The organism is Solwaraspora sp. WMMB335, assembly GCF_049179075.1.
Taxonomy (GTDB): domain Bacteria; phylum Actinomycetota; class Actinomycetes; order Mycobacteriales; family Micromonosporaceae; genus Micromonospora_E.
Map to the genome: position 1 here is coordinate 6,952,934 of NZ_JBMHMF010000001.1, position 20,908 is coordinate 6,973,841.

The window sequence follows — 20,908 nt, forward strand, 5'->3', positions numbered from 1 at the left end:
GCTGCCACTTCGTCCATCTGTTCCAGGTAGGAGCAACCCCGGCAATCGGAGGACGACATGGGCAAGACGATCAGGATCAACGGGGTCGACGTACCGGTGATCGACGATATGCTGTCCGGCCGCGACATCAAGCGGGCGGCCGGCCTGCCGCAGGAGCGGGTCCTTGTCCGCCAGGACGACGACCGCAACGTCATCGTCCCCGACGACCAGCGGATCCGCGTCGCCGATCAGCAGCAGTTCACCCACCACGCCCGGCACTCCAAGGCGATGAACACGCTCGACCCGAGGCGGCTGCGCATCCGCCACGAAGCCGCCCAGCTCGCGTACGCGTACCCGGGGCTGACCGTCGCCGACGACGAATCCTGGCTGCACATCCCCGAGTTCCGGCTCCCGCCGCACTGGGAGCCGGACCGCACCACCGTGCTGATCGTGCCGCCGGCCACCTACCCGGAGACCGCACCGGACGGCTTCTTCCTCGGCGACCACCTGCGCCGCCGCGACGGCCGCGCGCTCGTGCAACCCGCCCACTACTTCTCGGCCTACAAGAACCGCTACGCCGAGCTGGGCTACCGCTGGTACTGCCTGGAAGACCCGGAACGCAACTGGGATCCGCGCTTCGACTCGCTGGTCAGCTACGTCGAGGCGATCCGCACCTACCTCGGCACGGTCGACTGATGACCTGCGTGCTGCGGATCAGTCACGACACCTGGGACACCGTACGGCGGCATCTGCGCGACAGCGACGACGAACGCGGCGCCTACCTGCTGGCCCGCGCCGGCCGGTGGACCGACCCGTGGGGCACCGGGGCCGTCACCGACCTGCTGGTCACCCGGGCCATCCCGATCCCGGACGACGCGCTGTCGGTGCAGAACGGCGTACGGATCGAAGTCGCCGCCTGGCTGACCCGGGAGGTGCTGATCGCCTGCTTCGAGACCGGCCTGTCCCTTGTCGACGTGCACAGCCACCCGTTCGCCGACGACACGGTCAGGTTCTCCGGCCTGGACGTGGAGAACATGCGCCAGACGCACACCGAGTTCCTCGACCGGATGCCGGCCGCGCCGCCGGTCGGGGTGGCGTCGCTGGTGCTCGGGCAGGCGTCGGTGGCCGGCGCGTACACCGACCCGGACGACGGGACGCTGCGGATGCTCGACCGGTTGGTGCTGCTCGGCGACGACGACCTGACCGAGGTGAAACTGTGCCGATTCTGACCACACCGGTCCTGACCGCACCGGCCGGCGAGCCGGACCCGCAGGCCGGCGCCACCGGGCCGACCCCGGCGGACCGCTACGACCGGCAGGTGCGGGCGTTCGGCCCGCACACGCAGCGCCGGCTCGCCGAGCTGACCGTCGCCGTGGTCGGTCTCGGCGGCGTCGGCAGCCAGGTCGTCCAGTCACTGGCCCACCTGGGGGTGGGCGGCCTGCTGCTGGTCGACCCGGACACGGTCACCGCCACCAACCTGAACCGTCTGGTCGGCGCCAAGCCGGCCGACGTGGCTCGGGCGGCGACCAAGGTCACCGTCGCGGCCCGCACGGTCCGGACCATCAATCCGCAGGTACGGGTACGCGGCATCGCCGGCAGCATCCTCGACCCGGTCGTCTGGCAGCAGGTGCGCCCGGCCGAGGTGATCGTCGGCGCGGTCGACGGGCACGCGCCACGCTGGGCGTTGAACCGGCTGGCCGTGCAGTACGCCCGCTGCTATCTCGACGTCGGGGTCGAGCTGGGACCGGCACCCCGCCCGGAGCCGCCCGACGACCACAACCAAGAAGCCAATTCCCGGGTACGGCTGGAAGCCGGCGGGCATCTGGCGGTGGTCCGCCCCGGTGGCCCGTGCCTGCTCTGCCTGTCCGGCTACGACCCGCGTCTGGTGGATGCCGAGCTTGATCCCGGGTTGGCCGCTGCGCGCCGGGCGGCCGGCTACCGGGTCGACGATCCGGCCGAGCCGACGCCCAGCGTGGTTTTCCTCAACCAGATCATCGCCGGGTACGCCGTCGGCGAGCTGCTGAACTATGTCTCGCCGTGGCGGTCACCGGTGCGGTATCTGCTGGTGGACGCGACGGCGAACGAAACGACGGTGCTGGACGCCGACCGCGACCCGGAGTGCCTGGCCTGCGGGCCGGACTCGCCACGCGGACTCAGCGACGCCGCTGGCCCACCGTCCGTGGCCCGGACGACCGCGCCTCCAGCGGCCCACGACGCTGCCGGAGCACCGCAGAGCCCGAACACTCAGCCATCCCGATATCCGTCACCCGGCGAGCCAGGCCCCCGCAACGAGTCCCGCCACCACGACACCTGATCCCAGCCCGCCTGACGCCGGCTCTCGGTAGACCCGATGCGATTTCGCGTGATCCCGTCACGGGATTTTGATCCCCTGGCGGGATCACGCGCTGCGGTGCATCAGTGATCAATGCTGCACCGTCGTGATATGCCACTCGCGGACACCACGACGGGCATTTTGCTTGCCCAAATCCGGCGCGGTTTTCGTGTGTCCGGGGACAAACCTCCGCCGCGCGTGGGGGAAGGGTTGGACGCGCGCGTTTCAATCCGGTGCGGTTTTCGTGTGTCCGGGGACTTGCCGCTCCTGGCACTCGGCGCTGCGCTTGCGCACGCCGGTTTCAATCCGGTGCGGTTTTCGTGTGTCCGGGGACCCGACGAGAAGCCCAAGAAGACGGGCGGCATCAGGTTTCAATCCGGTGCGGTTTTCGTGTGTCCGGGGACTCGATGTGATGTAGAGAGGAGGCTTTTTGCCCACCCCTGTTTCAATCCGGTGCGGTTTTCGTGTGTCCGGGGACAAACTTGAGCTGAAAGGAGAAAGCTGGCGCCGCCTTGGTTTCAATCCGGTGCGGTTTTCGTGTGTCCGGGGACCAACGGATGTGGCGTGATCTGGTCCTCTAGCGAGGGCAAGTTTCAATCCGGTGCGGTTTTCGTGTGTCCGGGGACGGTCATGCTATACAGCTACCTGCAATTCAAGCGTTTCGTTTCAATCCGGTGCGGTTTTCGTGTGTCCGGGGACCCGGGGGAATCCGACGAGCCAGAGAGCTTGGCGGACCTCAGTTTCAATCCGGTGCGGTTTTCGTGTGTCCGGGGACCCGGGTCCGGGTTTCGACGGCCGCCGCCGCCAACTGGGTTTCAATCCGGTGCGGTTTTCGTGTGTCCGGGGACGAGTCGATGGCAACATGCGCTCACGGCGTAGACCTTAGTTTCAATCCGGTGCGGTTTTCGTGTGTCCGGGGACCGAGGCTGAGGGACGCGGCGTGTGGCTCAAGCTTCGGGTTTCAATCCGGTGCGGTTTTCGTGTGTCCGGGGACCTCTGCGGAATCTGCGGGAAGTGCGGTGAGCACTGTCCGGGGTTTCAATCCGGTGCGGTTTTCGTGTGTCCGGGGACTGACCCATCGCTCCAGCTGCTGGTTCCCCTCTGGTTTCAATCCGGTGCGGTTTTCGTGTGTCCGGGGACCGTGTCCGAAATGCCGGGCGGTCTGAGCTGGGCAAACATGGTGCTCCGGGGGCAACCTCTTGTTGATCATGATCTTGGGGGAGCCTCAAATGATCTCCGTGGGGCGGGTTTTCGCAGCTCAGGTGCACTTTGGGATCTTTCCGCCAACCTACCCGGGATCCCGGGCGTGTCGGGGGTTGTCGCAAGGGGCATTTCCGGACATAAGCTCCTGTTGATCTCGGCGGTGACGTCGATGCCACCGATTCTATCGGAGTTCGTCCGTCCGATCTCGGCATGAATACCTCTCCTTCCCGGCTGTTGAGTCGGATGTCTGACCAGCCGACGTTGTGGGCCGCGTGGTCGCGGGTCGCCGCCGGCACCGCACTCGCCGGAGCGGACGGCGTGACCGTCGCCGAGTTCGCCCACCACCTCGGCCCACGACTGGAGTCGCTGTCCGCGCTGCTGCGCAGCGGCGAATACATCCCGCAACCCCTTCGACTGATGACCGTCACCCGTGGTGGCGAGCGCCGCGACCGGGGCATTCCGACCGTCGCCGACCGGGTCGCCCAGCGCGCTTTCCTGCACGTCGCCGGCGACCGGTGGGAGACCCGCCGCGCCGAGGTCAGTTTCGCGTACCAGCGGGGTCGTTCCTGGGTGGACGCGCTGACGATGGCTCTCGCGTACCGGGACAAGGGGTTGCGCTATGTGGTCCGCGCGGACATCGCGGATTTCTTCGCCAGCGTCGACCACCAGCTCCTGCACGAGATGGTCAGCGGCAGTCTCGCCGACCCGGCGGTCAGCCGGATCGTACGCGGCTGGTTCACCACGCCGATGCTGACCGCCGCCGGCCTGCGTACCCGGGGTCGGGGTGTTCCCGAAGGCGGTTTATGCGCAGCTGCGCATAAGCCACCCTATGAACAGTGCTGGGTTATGCGCAGCGTCGGCCTGTTTGGCCTGGTGGGGACGGTTCCGGGGGTTGTGCGCTGCGCATAAGCGGGTGTGTCGGGTCAGAGGGTGGTGAGCCAGTCGAGTAGTCCGGGGTCTTGGTTCCATTCGGGTAGGTCGTCGGTGGCGATGACGTCGGTGTAGGCGGCTTCGAGGGCTTTTCGTTTGGCCTCGGTTGAGGCTCGGGTGTAGATCTCGGTGGTGGACAGGTCGACGTGTCCGAGGATGTCGCGGATGTAGGGCAGCGGGACGCCTGCCTCGTAGAGGTGCATGGCTTTGCTGTGGCGCAGGGTGTGCGGGCTGACGTTGGCGGCAGCGAGCCGCGGGGTGTTTGTGCCGGCCAGGTATTTGCGGATGATCCAGGCGATGCCGCCGCGGCTGAGTTTGGTCCGGTGTTGGTTGAAGAACATCGGGTGGTCGTCGTGGCCGGGCTTGTCCAGGCGATGTTCGGCCAGGTAGTCGGCCAGGATCGCGGTCGTGTTGACCATGAGGGGGACGTGGCGTGTCTTGTCGCCTTTGCCGGTCAGGGCCGCCATGGCGGGGTGTTCGAGGCGGAGGTCGCGGACGGTGAGGTCGGCGAGTTCCTGGACGCGGGCGGCGGTGTCGTAGAGGGTGGCGAGCAAGGTCGCGTCGCGGCGTCCGCGACGGGTGGACCGGTCGGGTTGGGCGAGCAGGAGGCGGGTCTGCTCGACGGTCAGGTGGTTGACGCAGGGGCGGGGCTGTTTCTTGGCGGGGATGGCGAGGATGTCCTGGTAGCGGGCCATCCGGGTGGGGTCCTCGGTTTGCATCCAGGTGCAGAACGAGTTGATCGCGGCCAGCCGCTGGTTGCGGGTCGACACGCTGTTGCGGCGGCCGGCTTCGAGCCAGTTGAGGAACCCGGTGATCGCGGCGGCGTCGATGTGGTCGAGGGTGAGTTTCTGTGGTGGGACGGCTTGGTCGTCGCGGAGATAGACGATCAGGAGCTTGAACGTGTCGCGGTAGGACGCGATGGTGTTGGGTGAGTAGCCGCGTAGTCCGGCCAGGTGCGTGGTGAGGAAACGGCGCAGGAAGACCGCGAAGTCAGTCGCCATGGCGCGGCCGGGCGGCGGTGGGCGGGACGATCTCGCCGATGGTGTGCTGGACGTGGGCGGTGATGTGGGGATAGGACTCGGCGGTCAGCCGCAGGTAGTAGGCGGTGTCGGCGATCGAGGAATGGCCCAGGTAGGTCTGCAGGACCGGCAGCAACGCGCCGACGTCCTCGCCGTGGGCGAACCACGAACGCAGGTTGTTGACCACGAACGTATGGCGCAGATCGTGCACGCGGGGGCCGCGGCCTCGACCACCGTGGGAGATGCGGGCCTGCCAGAGGAATCGGCGGAAGTTCTTGTCGATGTTCCCGAGCGTCAGCGGTTTTCCGGCCGTGCCGGGGAAGAACCAGATGCTGCCCGAGCGGCCGATGAGCTGAGCGTGGTAGTCGGTGAGCATGACGCGCAACGACGCGCTGACGGGCACCTGCCGGTCTTTGCCGCCCTTCGCGTCGCGGATCTGCAGCACGCCGGCGTCGAGGTCGACGTCGCCGACCTGGAGCAGGCGGGCTTCGCAAGCCCGTAGCCCGCAGGCGTAGATCGTGCGGAACAGGACCGGCATGACCAGGTGCCGTAACGGAACCTGGGGGCAGTAGCGGCAGCGATCGGTCTGGGCGAACAGGGCCGCCAGTTCCTTGTCGGTGTAGATGTGCGGGACGTAGCGGGCGGGTCTGGGCAGCGCGCCTTTGGGCAAGACGTAGGCCGGCGTGCCCCGGCGGCCCAGCCAACGGGCCAGTTCCCGGACCGGCGCGGCCAGCGTCTGCAGGGTCGCCGGGGTGACTTTCCGCCGCCGCGCGGCCGCAAGCCACGCCTCGACCGAGGCCTGATCGGGCGCGTTCAGCCCAGGGAACTCGCTGCGGCAGAACGTCTCGAACCGGGCCAGCACCCGCGCCTCGGCGGCGTACTTGTAGCCGACGGCGCGTTTCTGCTCGACCAGCGCGATGATCGCATCGGCCATCGTGATGCCGGCGCTCATCGCGACGCCTCCGACCCGGGCGCGTCGGGGTCCAGCGCGCAGCGGGCCAGCAGACCCAGCGACGACTTCAAATACACGCCGGTCGATCGCACCGACTGGTGGCCGAGGACGTCGGCGATCTGCTCGATCGGTGTGCCGTCCTCCATCAACCGGGTGGCCAGGGTGTGTCGCAGCGAGTGCATGCCGTGGCGGCGTTTCTCGCTGATCGGGTACGTGCGCCACCCGGGCGTGTTTGACCAGGATCTGATGCAGATGATCCTGGTCGGAGAACGGGCCGATCGGAGCGAGGTGTCGCAGGAACACCTGCGGGCAGTCGCAGACCGGCCGGCCATGGCGGATGTAGTCGATCACCGCCCAGCCGACCTCTTTCAACAACGGCAACTGCACCCGGTCGCCGGTCTTGGCCTGCGCCACACTGAGCCGGTTTCCGGGCCAGTCGAAGTCGGCGAACTCCAACCGTTTGACGTCAACGCCCCGCAGTCCGAGCCTGGCGACCAGCAAAATGATCGCGTAGTCCCGCTTCCCGCACGGGTTACCCCGATCGACAGCCTCCAGGATCCGGGCAACCTCTGCGGGATCCCACACCGACGGGATCCTGGCCTGCCGGCTGGAGCGCACCGCTGGGACCGCGTCCAGCACGGCGGCGTCGACCAGCCCGTCGGCGCAGGCGAACCGCAGGAACGACCGCACCGCGCACATCTTCTGCTCGATGGTCTTGGCCTGGTATCCGGCCAGTGTTGCCACGAACGCCCCGAGCACCCCGGCGTCACACCGGGCCAGCCCTCCCCGGGTGGCCATGAACGCCACGAACTCCGCGGCCACCGTCGTGTAGACCCGCACGGTCGACACCGCGAGGTCAGCGGCCCGCAACCAGTCCTGGAACCGGACGACCGCGTCGGCGTCCTCCCCGGCCAGCTTGTTCACCGACCGCGAGTAGCGGCGCAGCACCGCCCCGTGGGCCGCGTACTCGCCCAGCATCTGCGCGACTCTGAACAAGTAGACATCAGTGGGTTTGAGCGTGCCCGCCCGTTCCTTGTCGAAGAACCCGTCGCACGCCTCGTCGACCCACGACATCGCCATGTCCAGGGAAAAATCCTCGACGCCACGAGCAACGAAGAACCTCGACATACGACGCCAGCAGCCCCGATACCAGACCAACGTCGATTCCTTGTAGCCCAGACGCCTCAGCTCGGCGTCCAGACCCGACACCAACGCAGACAACATCACCATCGCAACCGACCTCCGATCACGTGGGCCCGGCACCACGCCGTGCCCTGATCGGAATCGTCGCCACGTTATGCGCAGCGCTGGATACTCCCTGTCCGTCTCTCCAGGCCCAACGGACAGACCCTGCGCATAACCCAGCACTGCTCATAGGGCGCGCCGATCAGCCCGACCCTGGCCAATCTCTACCTGCGCGAGTTCGACGCCCGGGTCGACGGCCGGCACGGCCGGCTGGTGCGCTACGCCGACGACCTGGCGCTGTTCTGCCTCGACCTCGACGCGGCGATCAGCGGCGCCCGGCAGATCGGCGCCGAGCTGGCCGCGCTCAACCTGCGGCTGCACCCGGGCAAGACGCAGATCACCACGTTCGACGCCGGGTTCAGCATGCTCGGCTGGGTGTTCGACGGCGAACACGGCCGGCCCGAGCAGCCCAACGCGGACTGGACCCACCCGCTGCTCAACACTCCGCAGCGGGGCAAGCTGCCGGCCAGCAACGGGAGCCGGCGATGATCGGCAAGGCGTTCCACGTGATCGGCCCGGACTGTGTCCTCGGCCGGCGCGACGGTCGGCTCGTCGTGCACCGTGACGGTGTGCTGCGTGCCTCCGCGCCGCTGACCATGGTCGGCGAGGTCGTCACCACCGGCCGGGTGACCGTCACCCCGCACGCGATGCACAGCATGCTCGCCCACGACATCCCGCTGATCCTGCTCAGCCGCACCGGCCGCCCGCTCGGCCGGCTCGAACCACCCACCGCCGGGCACATCGCCGCCCGGCTGCGTCAACTCGACCGGCACCGCGACCCGGCCGCCCGGCTCGACCTGGCCCGCGCTGTCATCCCCGCCAAGATCGCCAACCAGGCGACGCTGCTGCGCCGCCGCGCCAAACGCAGCGGCGACCCGGCGACGGTGTGGGCGGCGGTCACCCGACTCGCCGAGTTCGAGCAGGCCGCCAGCGCCGCCACCGACCTGGCGCAACTGATCGGCATCGAAGGCGCGGCGGCCGGCGCGTACTTCCGCGCCATCCGGGTGATGACCCCGGCCGAGTACGGCTTCGCCGCTCGCGACCGCAGCCGCCGCGACGTGACCAACGCGCTGATCAACTACTGCTCGGCGCTGCTGCGGGAAACCGTGCACGGGGCGATCCTCGCCGCCGGGCTCGACCCGTACCTGTCGTTTCTGCACACCCCGAGCCGGGGCCGGCCCACGCTCGCCTTCGACCTGATGGAGGAGTGGCGGCCGGCGCTGCTGGAAAGCACCGTACTGGCGATACTCGGTCTGCGTACCGTGACCGACGCCGACTTCGACGGCACCCACCTGACACCCGGCGCGACGTCCGCGCTGATCTCGCGGTTTCAGGCCCGGCTGGCCATGCCGGCCCGCGAATGGCCGGCCCCCGCCGACCAGCCGACCTACCACCAACTGGTACGCCGCCAGGCGCTGCGGCTGCGCGGCTGGCTGCTCGACGAGCAGGCGCAGTACCGGCCGTTCCGCTGGAGGTGACCGGCATGCAGCCCAGCTGGTGGACCGTCACCTTCGACCTGCCCGACGACCGCGACCGGCGGCAGCTGACGACGCTGCTGCGCCGCCACGGCGTACGGGTGCTGTACAGCGTCTTCACCATCCACATCGGTGACACGCACCTGGACCGGCTGCTCGCCGCCAGCGCCGAACGGTTCACCGGCGGCGGGCACCTGCTGGCCCTGCCGTCCTGCCCGGACTGCGAAACCGCCGGGTACGGCGTACCGCTGGAAGTCCTCCCCGAGCAGGGCTGGGCCGGCTGGTGAACCGGCCGGTGCTCGTCGTCTACGACATCGTGAACGACCGCCGCCGCGCCGAGGTACGTGCCCGGCTCGGCCCGATCGCCGACCGCTTCCAGTACAGCGGGTGGCTGGTGCCACCGGAGGTCAACCTGACCGCGGCCCGGGTCGTCGCCGACCTGGCCGCGGTCGCCGGCCCGGCGGACCGGATCCACGGCCACGCCCCGTGCCCCGACTGCGCCCGCCGGGCCAAGTGGCTGCCGGTCCGCCAGCCACACCGCCTCACCCGCCAACCCGGCTGGACCGCCCACTGAACGTGGCCGCCGATCTACTGGGGTCGCCAACGTGGCTGGCAAAGCACCGCGCGGTACGGTGCCCGTGTGGAGCGGATCACGCTGCAAGACCTCCGCGATGACGCGGGCAGGGCGCTGGAGTCGGTCGGGCGCACCGGTGAGCCGGTCATCATCACCACGCACGAGCGGCCGGTGGCCGTACTGGTCGGGATCGACGAGTGGGAAGAGCTCGAAGCGTTCCGGGACAGCAAGGACGCTGCGGTGATCGCCCGCTCCCGTGCCGAGGGACAGTTCGTGCCGCTGTCGGCGGCGCTGGAGTCGCTCGGGGTCGAACCTCGTGAAGTTCAAGCTGCAGCTGGGGCGGGTCGGTGAGGAGAATCGAGGTCATGAGCAGCTTTCCAGCCGCAGGTTGGCGCAAGTCCACGCGGTCGGGCGGCGACGACAACTGCGTCGAGGTGAACGTGACGGGTGATCGGGTGGGCGTGCGGGACAGTAAGGCCGGCCCGGCGGGTCCGATTCTCGACTTCAGCCGTACATCGTTCGCCTCGTTGCTCCACAGCCTGCCCGCCAGACAGGGGTACCCCGAACGGACGTGATCCCCGTTTCCGGTTGCTGACCGCGCGTGGGGTGGCGGCGGCACCTGATGGTGATCCGCAGGGGACGCCCTTGGACGCGGTGGCGGCGGCGATGCGGAACCGGCCGGACGCGGATGCGCTGGCCCAGGCGCGGGAGACCCTCGCGGGACATGCCGAGTCGGTTGGCGGAGTGTCGGGCGTGTGACCTGCCGGCGCGCGCCGCCGACAGGTGACGACGTACATGGAAGGACGTAGATCAGTACCTCGCCCGAGCCGGCCGGGTCCGCGCTGCCGACTCGGAGGGCGGAGAAGGCTACTCGTCGTCGTCCGGGCGCGGCGGCCGGTTGTGCTTCGCCCACTCGGTGATCTCGGCGGCGAGGTACACCTTCATGCCGCGTAGCTCCTGGTAGGGCTTCGGAAAGCCGGGTCGGCGAGCGATCTGTTGGAACCGCTGCCGAGACACGCCGAGGTACTCGGCGATCTCGTACGGACCCATCAACTCGCCCGGTCCTCCGGTCATGAGCCGAACGGTAGGCATGTTCGGGTCTACCCAATCGGGCCTACCCTATTGACTACTCCTGCAAGTGTGGCTCATGATTCGCGTGTGCCAGCAGGGATCGGGAGACGCGGGATCGGGGTTGCGCAGTGTTCGAGGGCGTGGGGCATCAGGTCGAACCGCACCAGGTCAGGGCGGTCCGGTTCGGGTCGCGGTGGCGTGGGCTGGACCCCGACGAGGTGTACGTCTATCTGGGGCTTCTCGCCGACGAGCTGGATCGGCTGGTCCGACAGAGCGATGCCGCTCGGACCGAGTCCGAACGGCTCCGGGAAGGACTGCGGCAGTGGCGGCAACGGCACATCGGCTGCCGGTTCGACGACCCGCCGCCGGCATCGGGTGATCCGGAGCCCGGTCGGCAAGCCCGGAACAGGGGTCGGTGGTGAGCGGCGGAGCTCGCTGGACGATCCACGTACCCACCCCTGGCCAGACGAGGCGGCCCCGAGCGGCGCGGACACGCCAACCCGGGGCCTTGATCGGACACGGGAGGTCCGACCCGATGAATAGTTTCCCCGCCCCACCGGACGAACTCGCACCCGCCCGGCTGATGGCGCTCTACCCGCCCGGCAAGAGCCCTGTCATCGACCGGGTGGAGAACGCGCTCCGGGCGTTCGAGGCCACCGACCGGCCCAGCGCCGAACGTCTGCTGTCCATGTGGGCACACACTCCGGAGCTGTCTCGCCGGGAGCGGGCCGCCGTGCTCGCCCGGTTCGATCCCACCGGTTCGAGCGGAGGGCGTACGTCGTGACGATCCTGGTGATCGGCCCGCGTGAGCTGCCGAAGACGGACACGGTGGAGGTGTGGTGTGACGCGGGTTCCGGCGGGACGGGGCAGCGCATCATGGTCTCCGTGAAGCTGCTGACCCTCTCCGGGCGCGACCGTGGGGAGGGCCGGGCGGCGCTGTACGAGTACGAGTCGTACTACTGCCGGGAGTGACCAAACCCGGCCAAGTTTCTGGCCGGGCGTTCCGTCGTCCGTGTGGGTCAGGTGGACGGAACTGGTTCGGGCGGTTACGTCGTACGGTGCCCCGGCTTCATGGCCGGTCACTAGTGCCCAACGCCTAGGCCAACGGGCATCGTACGGCCGCGCGCGCTCCGGTCCTTCCGTCCCGCTTGGGCTACCCGGCGGACCTTCGGGGGTCGGGCCGGTGGCAGCAACCACCGGCCCGGCCCTACCACCCTCATTCGTAGGGAAGGCAGAGGATCATGGACATCTGCGCGCTGACGAGCGCCGCGTTGCTCGGCTTCCTGGCCGGCCTGTTCTCGCTCCGAGTCAAGGGCCGCTGGTGCCCCAAATGCAGCGAACTGACCACCACCCCACCGCCCCCGAACTGATCTGATTCGAGGTTCTCCATCCGGACTGAGGCTCCTGGGTAAAAGCTGCGAGAGGCTGCCGACCGAGTGTTGGATCATGAAGGCCGGAGCGGCCCTGGCTGCAACTAGCGAGGTGACGCTGACGCACCCTAAATCGCGAGAATAACGTGCGTCAGCGTCACCTCACGAACATTCCAAGCCGGCTACGGAGCCGACGTGGCGGTGATGTTTTACCGCTATCCGGTCTCGGTCATGTGTGCTCGGGTGCTGCCGACTAAAACGGGAGTTGTTGTGGTGGAAAATCGGTTTCAATCCGGCGCGGTTTTCGTGTGTCCGGGGACACGAATGAGGTGACGGTCACTACCCACGAGTGAGACAAAGGTTTCAATCCGGCACGGTTTTCGTGTGTCCGGGGACTGTACCACTCGAGCCGTCGCGACTGTTCTACGAAAAGTTTCAATCCGACGCGGTTTTCGTGTGTTCGGGGACAGGGTACATCGAGGGCCTCCACGGCATCACCCCCGTTTCAATCCGGCGCGGTTTTCGTGTGTCCGGGGACGAGTTCCCAAGCTCATGCGTGGACGCATTCTACCAATGTTTCAATCCGGCGCGGTTTTCGTGTGTTCGGGGACACGGGATTCCGATCCCTCTGTTGGTCGGAGCCAGTTTCAATCCGACGCGGTTTTCGTGTGTTCGGGGACGCTGGTACATCGACGACCTGAACAGGGGGACTCAAGTTTCAATCCGGCGCGGTTTTCGTGTGTTCGGGGACATTTGTCCGCTTATGCGTAAAGAGAAGGAGGGAGTTTCAATCCGACGCGGTTTTCGTGTGTTCGGGGACCATCGCCAGCACCAAGGCACGCAACGCGGCGTGTTTCAATCCGACGCGGTTTTCGTGTGTTCGGGGACCCTGGAAAGGTTCTACTCTCAGGGCCTCGGGTTTCAATCCGGCGCGGTTTTCGTGTGTTCGGGGACCCGATTCTACGAAAGGTGTAAAGTGACTCAGAGGTTTCAATCCGACGCGGTTTTCGTGTGTTCGGGGACCGGACACTGCTACGTGCCGCACGGCGTGAGCATCCAGGTGTTTCAATCCGACGCGGTTTTCGTGTGTTCGGGGACGTGAAAAAATGGCCAGAAAGGGGAATGACGGAGGTTTCAATCCGACGCGGTTTTCGTGTGTTCGGGGACAGACACTAACTCCTCTCTACGCTTGTGCGAACATGTTTCAATCCGACGCGGTTTTCGTGTGTTCGGGGACACGAGGAGACCAACCGCGTCCGCATCAACCTCAAGTTTCAATCCGACGCGGTTTTCGTGTGTTCGGGGACTTGGTATCACTCAAGATTTTCTTGAGCGACACTAAAGTTTCAATCCGACGCGGTTTTCGTGTGTTCGGGGACTCTGCAAGAAGTCCGCCTGCCACACGGACGGCATTGTTTCAATCCGACGCGGTTTTCGTGTGTTCGGGGACTACGAAACTTGCGGCCGGAGGGGTGTGCTCCAGCTGGTTTCAATCCGACGCGGTTTTCGTGTGTTCGGGGACCCACGGCGTGCGGTGCTTCAAGGATCCTTTGGACTAAGTTTCAATCCGACGCGGTTTTCGTGTGTTCGGGGACCCTTGGCGTTTGCAAGGGAGGTGGCCCTCGTGCTGGGTTTCAATCCGACGCGGTTTTCGTGTGTTCGGGGACCCCCCTCATCGGGAGGGGGTGGAAAGGTTGTACCTCGGTTTCAATCCGACGCGGTTTTCGTGTGTTCGGGGACCCATGCACAAGGGGAAGTGCTGGAAGGTGTCGCGAAAAGCAAGTTTCAATCCGACGCGGTTTTCGTGTGTTCGGGGACCACGAATTGAGGACCCTCCTGTGTGAATGGGCGCGAGGTTTCAATCCGACGCGGTTTTCGTGTGTTCGGGGACCCGTTGACCCGCTTTGGGTACAACGACTTGGCAAGGTTTCAATCCGACGCGGTTTTCGTGTGTTCGGGGACCTTTATGTCTGGGAAGAACGCTCAATCACCATCACAATGTTTCAATCCGACGCGGTTTTCGTGTGTTCGGGGACCCTGACAAGTGCCCAGTCTGCTCTCTCCGCAGCAAGTTTCAATCCGACGCGGTTTTCGTGTGTTCGGGGACCTTTCGTCCAATCGACGTATGCGTCACAGTACCGAGTTTCAATCCGACGCGGTTTTCGTGTGTTCGGGGACCTATATTTACGTCATGAAAGATATGAGCAAAACCTAGTTTCAATCCGACGCGGTTTTCGTGTGTTCGGGGACCCGTGTCCGAAATGTCGGGCGGTCTGAGCTGGGCAAACAGGTGACTCGGAGGGCAACCTCATGATCATCATGATCTTGGTGACGGCTTAGATGATCTCTGTGAGGTGGGTTTTCGCAGCTCGGGCGTACTTTGGGATCTTTCCGCCAACCTCCCCCGGATCCCGGGCGTGTCGGAGGTTGTCGCAATCGACATTTCGCCGCAACTCCGGCACATAATCTTGCGTACATCGATGTGTCGTCCGTCCTCGATGGAGGCCGCTGGGCCCGGCGTGGCTGTCTCACCTCCCGTCCGGTAGTCGCCGACAGGCCGATGTGGAAATTGTCGCTCACCGGGTCGGCTCCGGCAAGGGAAACGGTTGGTACGAGTGGGTGTCCCGGTCGAACGAAAAGACCGTCCACCGCCCCGGATCCGGTGCCGCCAGGCGGGCACCCAACGCCAGCGAGATAGCCACCGAGCCGCTGAGGAACACCGCGTACCGGCCGGTGCGGGCGGCACTCGGCAACGCGGCGGCCAGCCACTCCCGGCGGGCCTGCTCCACCACACCGGTATAAGTGACCGCGTCCTCGGTCAGCAATGAGCCCGCGCTGCGCAGCACCAGCAGGTGACCGATGCCGTGTTGTCGGCAGGTCTCCCGTACCGGATCGGCGAACTGGCGCCCGAAACCCTGCAGATCCAGCGCGAGCGCCGCCCGCGACGGATCCCCGCCCGCCACGACCTCCAGACTCGCCGACAATGGAGCCGCCGCCGACTCGGTGGCCCGCAACGCCGTCGCCGCGAAATACGGGGGAGACCCGTCGGCCTGGCGGACGGCGTGGACCCGCACCTCACGCGAATGGGTGTGACCCAGCCGGGCCCCGAACCAGAACGCCAGATGCAGCGGCATCGTCGGGATCAGATTGACCCGGGTCGCCTCCGGCGTCAGCCGCTGCGCCAGCATCAACGCGTTGAACGTCTCATCCGCCAACTCCTCGACCCGAGACTTGTCCACCGCCGGATCGCCGGACAAGGTGACCGCCGTCGCCACCGTCACCGCACACGTCGACCGGCTGAACTCCTCGGCCTGCTGCTCGTACTGCCGGGCCCTGGCCAGCCCGCGCCCGACGTCGCGTGCGGTCACCACGATCCCCACCTGCACCTGCCGGTGCGCCCGCTCCCGCAGCCCGAACCCGGCCACCAGCAGCGCCACCCCGGCCAGGCAGCCCACCACGAACCACCACCGGCCGGCCGCGTCACCGACCATCACCGACTTGGCCGCCTCGACACCGAACCCGCCGGCCAGTGCACCGCCGACCGCCACCGCCGCCGTCCCGTCCGACAACGCCGCCCGCAGCCCGCCCGCCCAGCCGCCCCGGTCACCGCCAGACCCGCTGCCGACCCGGCCCGCCCGGCCCGCCCGGCCACCACCACCGGCGGCCGAGCCGAACACCGTCAACCCCGGGCCGTCCCAGCGATCGTCCGTCACCGTGCCATCATCGACGCCGACCGCGCCACTGTGGAACCCGTTGCCGGGGCAAGGTCGCCATCGGATACCCGACACCGCCGGCTCCGCGACAGATCCACTGAGTAACGTTGATCGGCTCGGCACCATCCCCCGCGACCACCCCCTCGATTGGACGGGCCGTGTCCCCTCGCGTTTCCTTCGTGCTGCACGCCGTCGGGCACGCCGACCTCGGCGTACCCCCACCCGACAGCGCCGGCGCCACCGACCTGCTGCGGCTGCTCGACGAGCGGCCCGACGACGATGACCAGACCCGGCGGATCCTGCGGCTCCGCACCCCGACGCAGACCACCGGCGACACCGCGCCGCTGGCCGCCGCCCTCGCCGCCCTGCACGCCGACCCCGACACCGCCGGCACCGCCGTACACCTGATCCTCGCGACCACCGCCCGGGTCGCCGCCATCGCCGCCGCGATCGACCGCGCCGTCCGCCGCCTGCCCGACCTGTACGGCGGCACCATCGCCGCTGTCACCGTCATGCACGGCGACAGCCTCGACGAGACCGACATCGCCGCCGGCGTCACCCGCACCCTCGACACCCACGCCGACTTAGGCACCGACCGGGCGTACGTCGTCTGGGGTAGCGGCTCCACCCAGACCGTCCTCGGCGCGCTCGACGCGGTGATCACGTCCGGGTTGCCGTGGTCGTTGATCCGGATCGGGCCGACCGTGGCGCCCCGGCATGCCGTCTACGACCCGACGGCCGGGTTGCCGGTCGACCCGGTGGTGCCGTTGCTGCGTCGCTGGCGTTACCACGATCTGCTGCGGGCTCTCGCCGATGCGGGTCAGCTGAGTCTGACGGTTGAGCAGCGGCGGGTCGTCGACGCGGAGGCTGATCACTTCGGGCAGGCGTACGTCGTGCCGAACGCCGACCGGATGCGGGCCGTGATGGCCGCCGCGTTGATGCGCGGCGACGGCAGCAGCGGCTTCGCCGTCCGCGCCTACGTCGCCCAGCGCTACCACGAACTGCGCGCCGCCGACGGCTCCCCGCTGGACCTGCTCACCTGGGCCGAACAGCACGCCAAACGATCCCCGGTCACCCTCGGGGCGATGCTGCGGGTCATCCGCGAGCAACGCGCCGGGCACGCAGACCCGGCGGTACGGGCGGCGAAAGCCGCGCCCAGCGGCCGGTGGCTCGCCTCGCAGATCGTGCACCAGCTCAACGAGATGGGCAAAGCCAGCGCCCACGAACTCAAACCACCGGACCCGCCGATGCTCGACGCGCTGCGCCGACACCTGCGCCAACACGACAGATCCCCGGCCGCTGCCACCGCCGGTGGCGTTCCGACAGCCGGTGACAACGCACCGGCCGGGCTCGGACCGCTGCCCCTGGTGCCCGGCGACACCGTCTGGTACCTCAGCGTCGTCGGCAACCCGTCGCGCGACGGCAGACCGTACATCGTCGAACAGATCGTCCAGGCCGCCGCCGACCCCGACCGGCGTGACGACCTCGACCCGGCGGTCCGCACCTACCTCGGGGTGCCGGCCGGCCAGCCGGTGCCGGTCAAGGCGTTGATCCTCGGCACCGCCGCCGGCACCTACCCGCACGCCCGCCAGGCCGCCGACCGGCTGCGGGCCGCCGGGCACACCGCCGTCGCCGCCCCGATCGCCGACCTCGGCGTCGCCGCAGACGACCCGGCCGCGTTCACCGAGCCGGCCGCCGTCGAGCTGCTGCGCCAGCACGTCGGCCCGGACACCGGGGCGATCGTGCTGATCCCGACCGGGCCGAAGGAGCATGTGCTGACCCTGCTCGCCGCCGGGCAGCAGGCTGCCGCCGTACGGGGAATTCCGCTGTTCCTACGGCAGCTCGTCACCCGCGACCGGAGCGTGCTCGACGCCGGCACCCACCGGCTGCCGCTGCGCTTCGGCACCGACCTGGCCATCCTCGCCGCCGCCAGCCACGCCCTCGACGTCGCCGAACTCGACACCGCCGCCCGCCTGCTCGGCACCCTCGCCACCGGACAGCCGCTGAGCGCCCGCGCGGTCAGCCTGTCCGACGCGCTGCGCTGCGCCACCCGGCGGCTGCGCCGCTGGCCGGTGCCGGTGCAGGCCGGCGTCACCACCACCGAGGACTGCACCTTCCGGATGATCGGCGAACGGATCGACGTGTGGGCCGCGCTGCCCGACGTCGACCGAGACGCCGCCACCGGCATGCGCGCCATCATCGGCGCCTGCGCCAGCACCGAACACTCCATCGACGCCAACCGGCTCAAGGAAGCCACCCGGCGGCAGGTGCTGCGACCGCTGTACGAGATCCGCAACCGGCTGCCGATCACCCACGGCCACGGCCGCGCCGACGGCGACACCCCGGAGCCGCTCAACCCGGAGCCGCTCAACCTGGAACCGCTGATCGTGGAGCGCACCGGGGGAGCGCAGCACACCGTCAGCGGGCTGCTCACCGCGATGGCCGCCGCCGCCCGCACCACCTTCGGCGACCGCCCCGGCGCAGGCCCCCGGCTGGCCGACCTGCTCGCCGAGCTGCGCGCCGACGTACGCCGGCTGCGCGACACCGAACACACCGAGCTGGCCTGGCGCGCCGAACGGGCCGGCCAGGCGGGTCGACCCGGACTGCCCGGCCTGGGCGGCCTGGGCGACAACAGGCTCGGCACCATCATCGACACCCGACCCGAATAGGACGTACGTGACCCGACACGTCACCTACCTGCTCCACGCCGTCGGAAACTCCGACCTCGGCGCACCGGCGGGCCGCGCCCGCCTTTCGGCCGGGCAGGCCGACGCCGGTGAGCTCCTCGCCCGGCTCGAACAGCGGCCCGACGACGACCCCCAAACCCGGCAGATCCTGCTGCTACGCACCCCCGAGCAGACAACCGGCCAGGTCGCGCCGCTCGCCGCCGCACTCAGCGCCCTGCCGACCGATACCGGCGCCACCACCATCCACCTGGTGCTCCTGTGCACCCCGGTCGTCGCGCCGATCGCCGACGTCATCGCGCACGCCCTCAACCGCCAACCCGACCTGTACGGCGTACCGGTCACCGCCGTCACCATCGTCCGCAGCGACAACATCATCGAACGCGAGATCGCCTGCGGTGTCACCCGCTTCCTGCGCAGCCGCGCCGACTCCACTGCGGGGCGGGTCTACACGGTATGGGGCAGCGGCTCCACCCAGGTCATCCTCGGCGCGCTTGACGCGGTGATCACGTCCGGGTTGCCGTGGTCGTTGATCCGGATCGGGCCGACCGTGGCGCCCCGGCACGCCGTCTACGACCCGACGGCCGGGTTGCCGGTCGACCCGGTGGTGCCGTTGCTGCGTCGCTGGCGTTACCACGATCTGCTGCGGGCTCTCGCCGATGCGGGTCAGCTGAGTCTGACGGCTGAGCAGCGGCGGGTCGTGGACGCGGAGGCTGACCACTTCGGGCAGGCGTACGTCGTGCCGAACGCCGACCGGATGCGGGCCGTGATGGCCGCCGCGTTGATGCGCGGCGACGGCAGCAGCGGCTTCGCCGTCCGCGCCTACATCGTCCACCGCTACCAGGAGCTGCGGGAACACGACGGCAGCACGCTCGACCTGCTCCACTGGGCGCAGCAGCGCAACGGGCGACGGATCGCCACCCTCGGCAAGCTGATAGGCACGATCGACCGGGAGCGTCAGGACTCCGCCGTGCTCGACGCGAAGCGCACCGCCAGCGGCGAGTGGCTCCTCTCGCCGATCGTGCGACAGCTCAACGAGATGGGCAAGGACAGCTCCCACGAGCTTGCGCCGCCGCAGCCGGCGATGCTCGACGCCCTGCGCCGGCACCTCGCCGAACACGACACCGCCCCGGCGGCCGACCTGCCCGCCCCGTCCGGACTCGGGCCGCTGCCCCTGGTGCCCGGCGACACCGTCTGCTACCTCGCCATCCTCGGCTGGCCGGACCGCGACGGCGGTGACTACGCCATCAAACAGATCGCCGATGCTGTCGGACAGAACCGGTGGCGGCGGATCGAGAAAGACGTCCAGACCTACCTCGGCGGTCCGGTCGAGGTGCCGGTGAAACTGATCATCCTCGGCACCGCCTCCGGGACGTTCACCCACGCGCAGCGGGTCGGCGAGCAGCTGCGCGCCGCTGGACACACCGTCGTCACCGCTTCGGTCGCTGCCGTCGGGCTCGACTCCGACCATCCGGCCGCGTTCACCGAGCAGGCCGCGGTCGAGCTGCTGGGCCAGCACGTCGGCCCGGACACCGGGGCGATCGTGCTGATCCCGACCGGGCCGAAGGAGCATGTGTTGACCCTGCTCGCCGCCGGGCAGCAGACCGCCGCCGAGCGGGACATCCCGCTGTTCCTGCGCCAACTCGTCAACCGGGACCAGAATGTGCTCGACGCCGGCACCCACCGGCTGCCGCTGCGCTTCGGCACCGACCTGGCCGTCCTCACCGCCGCCAGCCATGCCCTGGACGTCGCCGAACTCGACACCGCCGCCCGGCTGCTCGGCACCCTCGCCACCGGCAAACAGTTGAGTGACAGGGCGCTGCGTCTGTCCGACGCGTTGCGCCATGCCGGCGAGCCAAAGGGCTGGCCGGTGACCACCGTGGACGCCGAGGACCCCGCCGTCCGGATGGTCGCCGAACGGATCGAGGTGTGGGCCACGCTGCCCGGCATCGACAAGGACCCGGCAACCGGGATGCGGGCGATCATCGGCGCATGCGCCTGCGCCGAACGCTCAGCGGACAACCACGCACAGACCAAGACGAAGATCCGCAACGAGCTGACTTCGATGTTCGACACCCGCAACCAGTTGCCGGTCACCCATGGGCACGGGCCGTTCGACACCCGCGCCCTCGGCGACCTGATCCTGGAGCACACCGGGGGAGCGCAGCACACCGTCAGCGGGCTGCTCACCGCAATGGCCAACGCCGCCCGTGCCGCGTTCGGCGACCGACTCGGCAGCGGCCCCCGGCTGGCCGATGTGCTCGCCGAGCTACGCGACGACGTACGCCGACTGCGCGACACCTGACCCGTCCGCCTGGCCGGCGCCGGGCTCCGGTAGCGGGACCTCCACCGGAGCCCGAC

21 protein-coding genes and 2 CRISPR repeat arrays are annotated in these 20,908 nt (G+C 68.6%); of the genes, 17 read left to right on the top strand and 4 right to left on the bottom strand.

What is annotated here, in order from left to right:
• The first annotated feature begins 57 nt into the window (after nt 1–57).
• The 4 genes from ACN27F_RS29990 (at nt 58) to ACN27F_RS30005 (ending at nt 4,423) form a co-directional block, all read left to right on the top strand.
• Nucleotides 58–675, top strand: a complete 618-nt coding sequence (locus tag ACN27F_RS29990) for an E2/UBC family protein (protein ID WP_421438829.1) — start codon at nt 58–60, stop codon at nt 673–675.
• The gene (locus ACN27F_RS29995; RefSeq protein ID WP_278170236.1) at nt 675–1,208 is read left to right on the top strand and encodes a hypothetical protein; all 534 of its coding nucleotides are present in this window, start codon (nt 675–677) and stop codon (nt 1,206–1,208) included. Before ACN27F_RS29990 ends, ACN27F_RS29995 begins: the two co-directional genes overlap by 1 nt.
• Complete coding sequence (locus ACN27F_RS30000; protein WP_421438830.1) at nt 1,196–2,293, top strand: HesA/MoeB/ThiF family protein; 1,098 nt, start codon at nt 1,196–1,198, stop codon at nt 2,291–2,293. Before ACN27F_RS29995 ends, ACN27F_RS30000 begins: the two co-directional genes overlap by 13 nt.
• 165 nt (nt 2,294–2,458) lie before the next feature.
• Nucleotides 2,459–3,451: direct repeats of the CRISPR family, unit length 36 nt; unit sequence GTTTCAATCCGGTGCGGTTTTCGTGTGTCCGGGGAC.
• 273 nt (nt 3,452–3,724) lie between these two features.
• Entirely contained in the window at nt 3,725–4,423 is a 699-nt protein-coding gene (locus ACN27F_RS30005) for a hypothetical protein (RefSeq protein WP_421438831.1), read from the top strand.
• A gap of 14 nt (nt 4,424–4,437) precedes the next feature.
• Here ACN27F_RS30005 and ACN27F_RS30010 read toward each other — a convergent pair whose 3' ends face one another.
• Both ACN27F_RS30010 and ACN27F_RS30015 read right to left on the bottom strand, forming a co-directional pair.
• A complete protein-coding gene (locus ACN27F_RS30010; RefSeq protein WP_421433000.1) occupies nt 4,438–5,445 on the bottom strand; it encodes a tyrosine-type recombinase/integrase in 1,008 nt (335 codons plus the stop codon).
• Nucleotides 5,435–7,645: a tyrosine-type recombinase/integrase gene (locus tag ACN27F_RS30015; protein WP_421438832.1), complete on the bottom strand. Its 2,211-nt coding sequence runs from the start codon at nt 7,643–7,645 to the stop codon at nt 5,435–5,437. The genes ACN27F_RS30010 and ACN27F_RS30015 overlap by 11 nt, the downstream gene beginning before the upstream one ends.
• A 156-nt stretch (nt 7,646–7,801) precedes the next feature.
• Between ACN27F_RS30015 and ACN27F_RS30020 the strand changes: the two genes are divergently transcribed.
• From ACN27F_RS30020 to ACN27F_RS30050, 7 genes are all read left to right on the top strand, one after another.
• The gene (locus ACN27F_RS30020; RefSeq protein WP_421440543.1) at nt 7,802–8,149 is read left to right on the top strand and encodes a reverse transcriptase domain-containing protein; all 348 of its coding nucleotides are present in this window, start codon (nt 7,802–7,804) and stop codon (nt 8,147–8,149) included.
• A complete protein-coding gene (gene cas1, locus ACN27F_RS30025) occupies nt 8,146–9,138 on the top strand; it encodes a CRISPR-associated endonuclease Cas1 (RefSeq protein ID WP_421438833.1) in 993 nt (330 codons plus the stop codon). The genes ACN27F_RS30020 and cas1 overlap by 4 nt, the downstream gene beginning before the upstream one ends.
• A gap of 5 nt (nt 9,139–9,143) precedes the next feature.
• Nucleotides 9,144–9,422 carry a hypothetical protein gene (locus ACN27F_RS30030; protein WP_421438834.1) on the top strand — a complete coding sequence of 93 codons (279 nt, stop codon included), beginning with the start codon at nt 9,144–9,146 and terminating at the stop codon, nt 9,420–9,422.
• Complete coding sequence (locus ACN27F_RS30035; RefSeq protein ID WP_421438835.1) at nt 9,419–9,709, top strand: hypothetical protein; 291 nt, start codon at nt 9,419–9,421, stop codon at nt 9,707–9,709. The genes ACN27F_RS30030 and ACN27F_RS30035 overlap by 4 nt, the downstream gene beginning before the upstream one ends.
• A gap of 66 nt (nt 9,710–9,775) precedes the next feature.
• Complete coding sequence (locus ACN27F_RS30040) at nt 9,776–10,060, top strand: type II toxin-antitoxin system Phd/YefM family antitoxin (RefSeq protein ID WP_421438836.1); 285 nt, start codon at nt 9,776–9,778, stop codon at nt 10,058–10,060.
• A 14-nt stretch (nt 10,061–10,074) separates the two neighbouring features.
• Complete coding sequence (locus tag ACN27F_RS30045; RefSeq protein ID WP_289213204.1) at nt 10,075–10,284, top strand: DUF397 domain-containing protein; 210 nt, start codon at nt 10,075–10,077, stop codon at nt 10,282–10,284.
• Nucleotides 10,285–10,297: 13 nt separating this feature from the next.
• Nucleotides 10,298–10,468: a hypothetical protein gene (locus ACN27F_RS30050; protein ID WP_421438837.1), complete on the top strand. Its 171-nt coding sequence runs from the start codon at nt 10,298–10,300 to the stop codon at nt 10,466–10,468.
• Between the two features lie 108 nt (nt 10,469–10,576).
• On the opposite strand, the gene ACN27F_RS30055 is transcribed toward ACN27F_RS30050, so the two are convergent.
• Nucleotides 10,577–10,783, bottom strand: coding sequence for a helix-turn-helix transcriptional regulator (locus ACN27F_RS30055; RefSeq protein WP_421438838.1), 207 nt, complete (start codon nt 10,781–10,783; stop codon nt 10,577–10,579).
• 125 nt (nt 10,784–10,908) lie between these two features.
• Here ACN27F_RS30055 and ACN27F_RS30060 point away from each other — a divergent pair, with 125 nt between their 5' ends.
• The 4 genes from ACN27F_RS30060 to ACN27F_RS30075 all read left to right on the top strand — a co-directional run bounded on the left by ACN27F_RS30060 (nt 10,909) and on the right by ACN27F_RS30075 (nt 12,150).
• Nucleotides 10,909–11,202 (top strand): DivIVA domain-containing protein, encoded by a 294-nt coding sequence (locus tag ACN27F_RS30060; protein WP_421438839.1) that lies wholly within the window; start codon nt 10,909–10,911, stop codon nt 11,200–11,202.
• A 113-nt stretch (nt 11,203–11,315) separates the two neighbouring features.
• On the top strand, nt 11,316–11,564 hold the full coding sequence (locus ACN27F_RS30065) for a hypothetical protein (RefSeq protein WP_421438840.1): 249 nt from the start codon (nt 11,316–11,318) through the stop codon (nt 11,562–11,564).
• Complete coding sequence (locus tag ACN27F_RS30070) at nt 11,561–11,752, top strand: hypothetical protein (RefSeq protein WP_421438841.1); 192 nt, start codon at nt 11,561–11,563, stop codon at nt 11,750–11,752. Before ACN27F_RS30065 ends, ACN27F_RS30070 begins: the two co-directional genes overlap by 4 nt.
• Nucleotides 11,753–12,021: 269 nt before the next feature.
• Nucleotides 12,022–12,150 carry a hypothetical protein gene (locus tag ACN27F_RS30075; protein WP_421438842.1) on the top strand — a complete coding sequence of 43 codons (129 nt, stop codon included), beginning with the start codon at nt 12,022–12,024 and terminating at the stop codon, nt 12,148–12,150.
• A 284-nt stretch (nt 12,151–12,434) separates the two neighbouring features.
• Nucleotides 12,435–14,401: a CRISPR direct-repeat array (repeat unit 37 nt; unit sequence GTTTCAATCCGACGCGGTTTTCGTGTGTTCGGGGACC).
• Between the two features lie 325 nt (nt 14,402–14,726).
• On the opposite strand, the gene ACN27F_RS30080 is transcribed toward ACN27F_RS30075, so the two are convergent.
• Nucleotides 14,727–15,863, bottom strand: coding sequence for an SAVED domain-containing protein (locus tag ACN27F_RS30080; protein WP_421438843.1), 1,137 nt, complete (start codon nt 15,861–15,863; stop codon nt 14,727–14,729).
• Nucleotides 15,864–16,021: 158 nt separating this feature from the next.
• Between ACN27F_RS30080 and ACN27F_RS30085 the strand changes: the two genes are divergently transcribed.
• Nucleotides 16,022–18,532 (top strand): hypothetical protein, encoded by a 2,511-nt coding sequence (locus ACN27F_RS30085; protein WP_421438844.1) that lies wholly within the window; start codon nt 16,022–16,024, stop codon nt 18,530–18,532.
• A gap of 7 nt (nt 18,533–18,539) precedes the next feature.
• Nucleotides 18,540–20,852 (top strand): hypothetical protein, encoded by a 2,313-nt coding sequence (locus ACN27F_RS30090; protein WP_421438845.1) that lies wholly within the window; start codon nt 18,540–18,542, stop codon nt 20,850–20,852.
• Nucleotides 20,853–20,908 lie beyond the last annotated feature (56 nt).

Excerpts from the sequence above, each read along its gene's own strand:
- ACN27F_RS29990 (WP_421438829.1), top strand. The coding sequence starts at position 58 with ATGGGCAAGACGATCAGGATCAACGGGGTCGACGTACCGGTGATCGAC.
- ACN27F_RS29995 (WP_278170236.1), top strand. The coding sequence starts at position 675 with ATGACCTGCGTGCTGCGGATCAGTCACGACACCTGGGACACCGTACGG.
- ACN27F_RS30005 (WP_421438831.1), top strand. The coding sequence starts at position 3,725 with ATGAATACCTCTCCTTCCCGGCTGTTGAGTCGGATGTCTGACCAGCCG.
- ACN27F_RS30010 (WP_421433000.1), bottom strand. The coding sequence starts at position 5,445 with ATGGCGACTGACTTCGCGGTCTTCCTGCGCCGTTTCCTCACCACGCAC.
- ACN27F_RS30015 (WP_421438832.1), bottom strand. The coding sequence starts at position 7,645 with ATGGTGATGTTGTCTGCGTTGGTGTCGGGTCTGGACGCCGAGCTGAGG.
- cas1 (WP_421438833.1), top strand. The coding sequence starts at position 8,146 with ATGATCGGCAAGGCGTTCCACGTGATCGGCCCGGACTGTGTCCTCGGC.
- ACN27F_RS30030 (WP_421438834.1), top strand. The coding sequence starts at position 9,144 with ATGCAGCCCAGCTGGTGGACCGTCACCTTCGACCTGCCCGACGACCGC.
- ACN27F_RS30045 (WP_289213204.1), top strand. The coding sequence starts at position 10,075 with ATGAGCAGCTTTCCAGCCGCAGGTTGGCGCAAGTCCACGCGGTCGGGC.
- ACN27F_RS30055 (WP_421438838.1), bottom strand. The coding sequence starts at position 10,783 with ATGACCGGAGGACCGGGCGAGTTGATGGGTCCGTACGAGATCGCCGAG.
- ACN27F_RS30065 (WP_421438840.1), top strand. The coding sequence starts at position 11,316 with ATGAATAGTTTCCCCGCCCCACCGGACGAACTCGCACCCGCCCGGCTG.
- ACN27F_RS30075 (WP_421438842.1), top strand. The coding sequence starts at position 12,022 with ATGGACATCTGCGCGCTGACGAGCGCCGCGTTGCTCGGCTTCCTGGCC.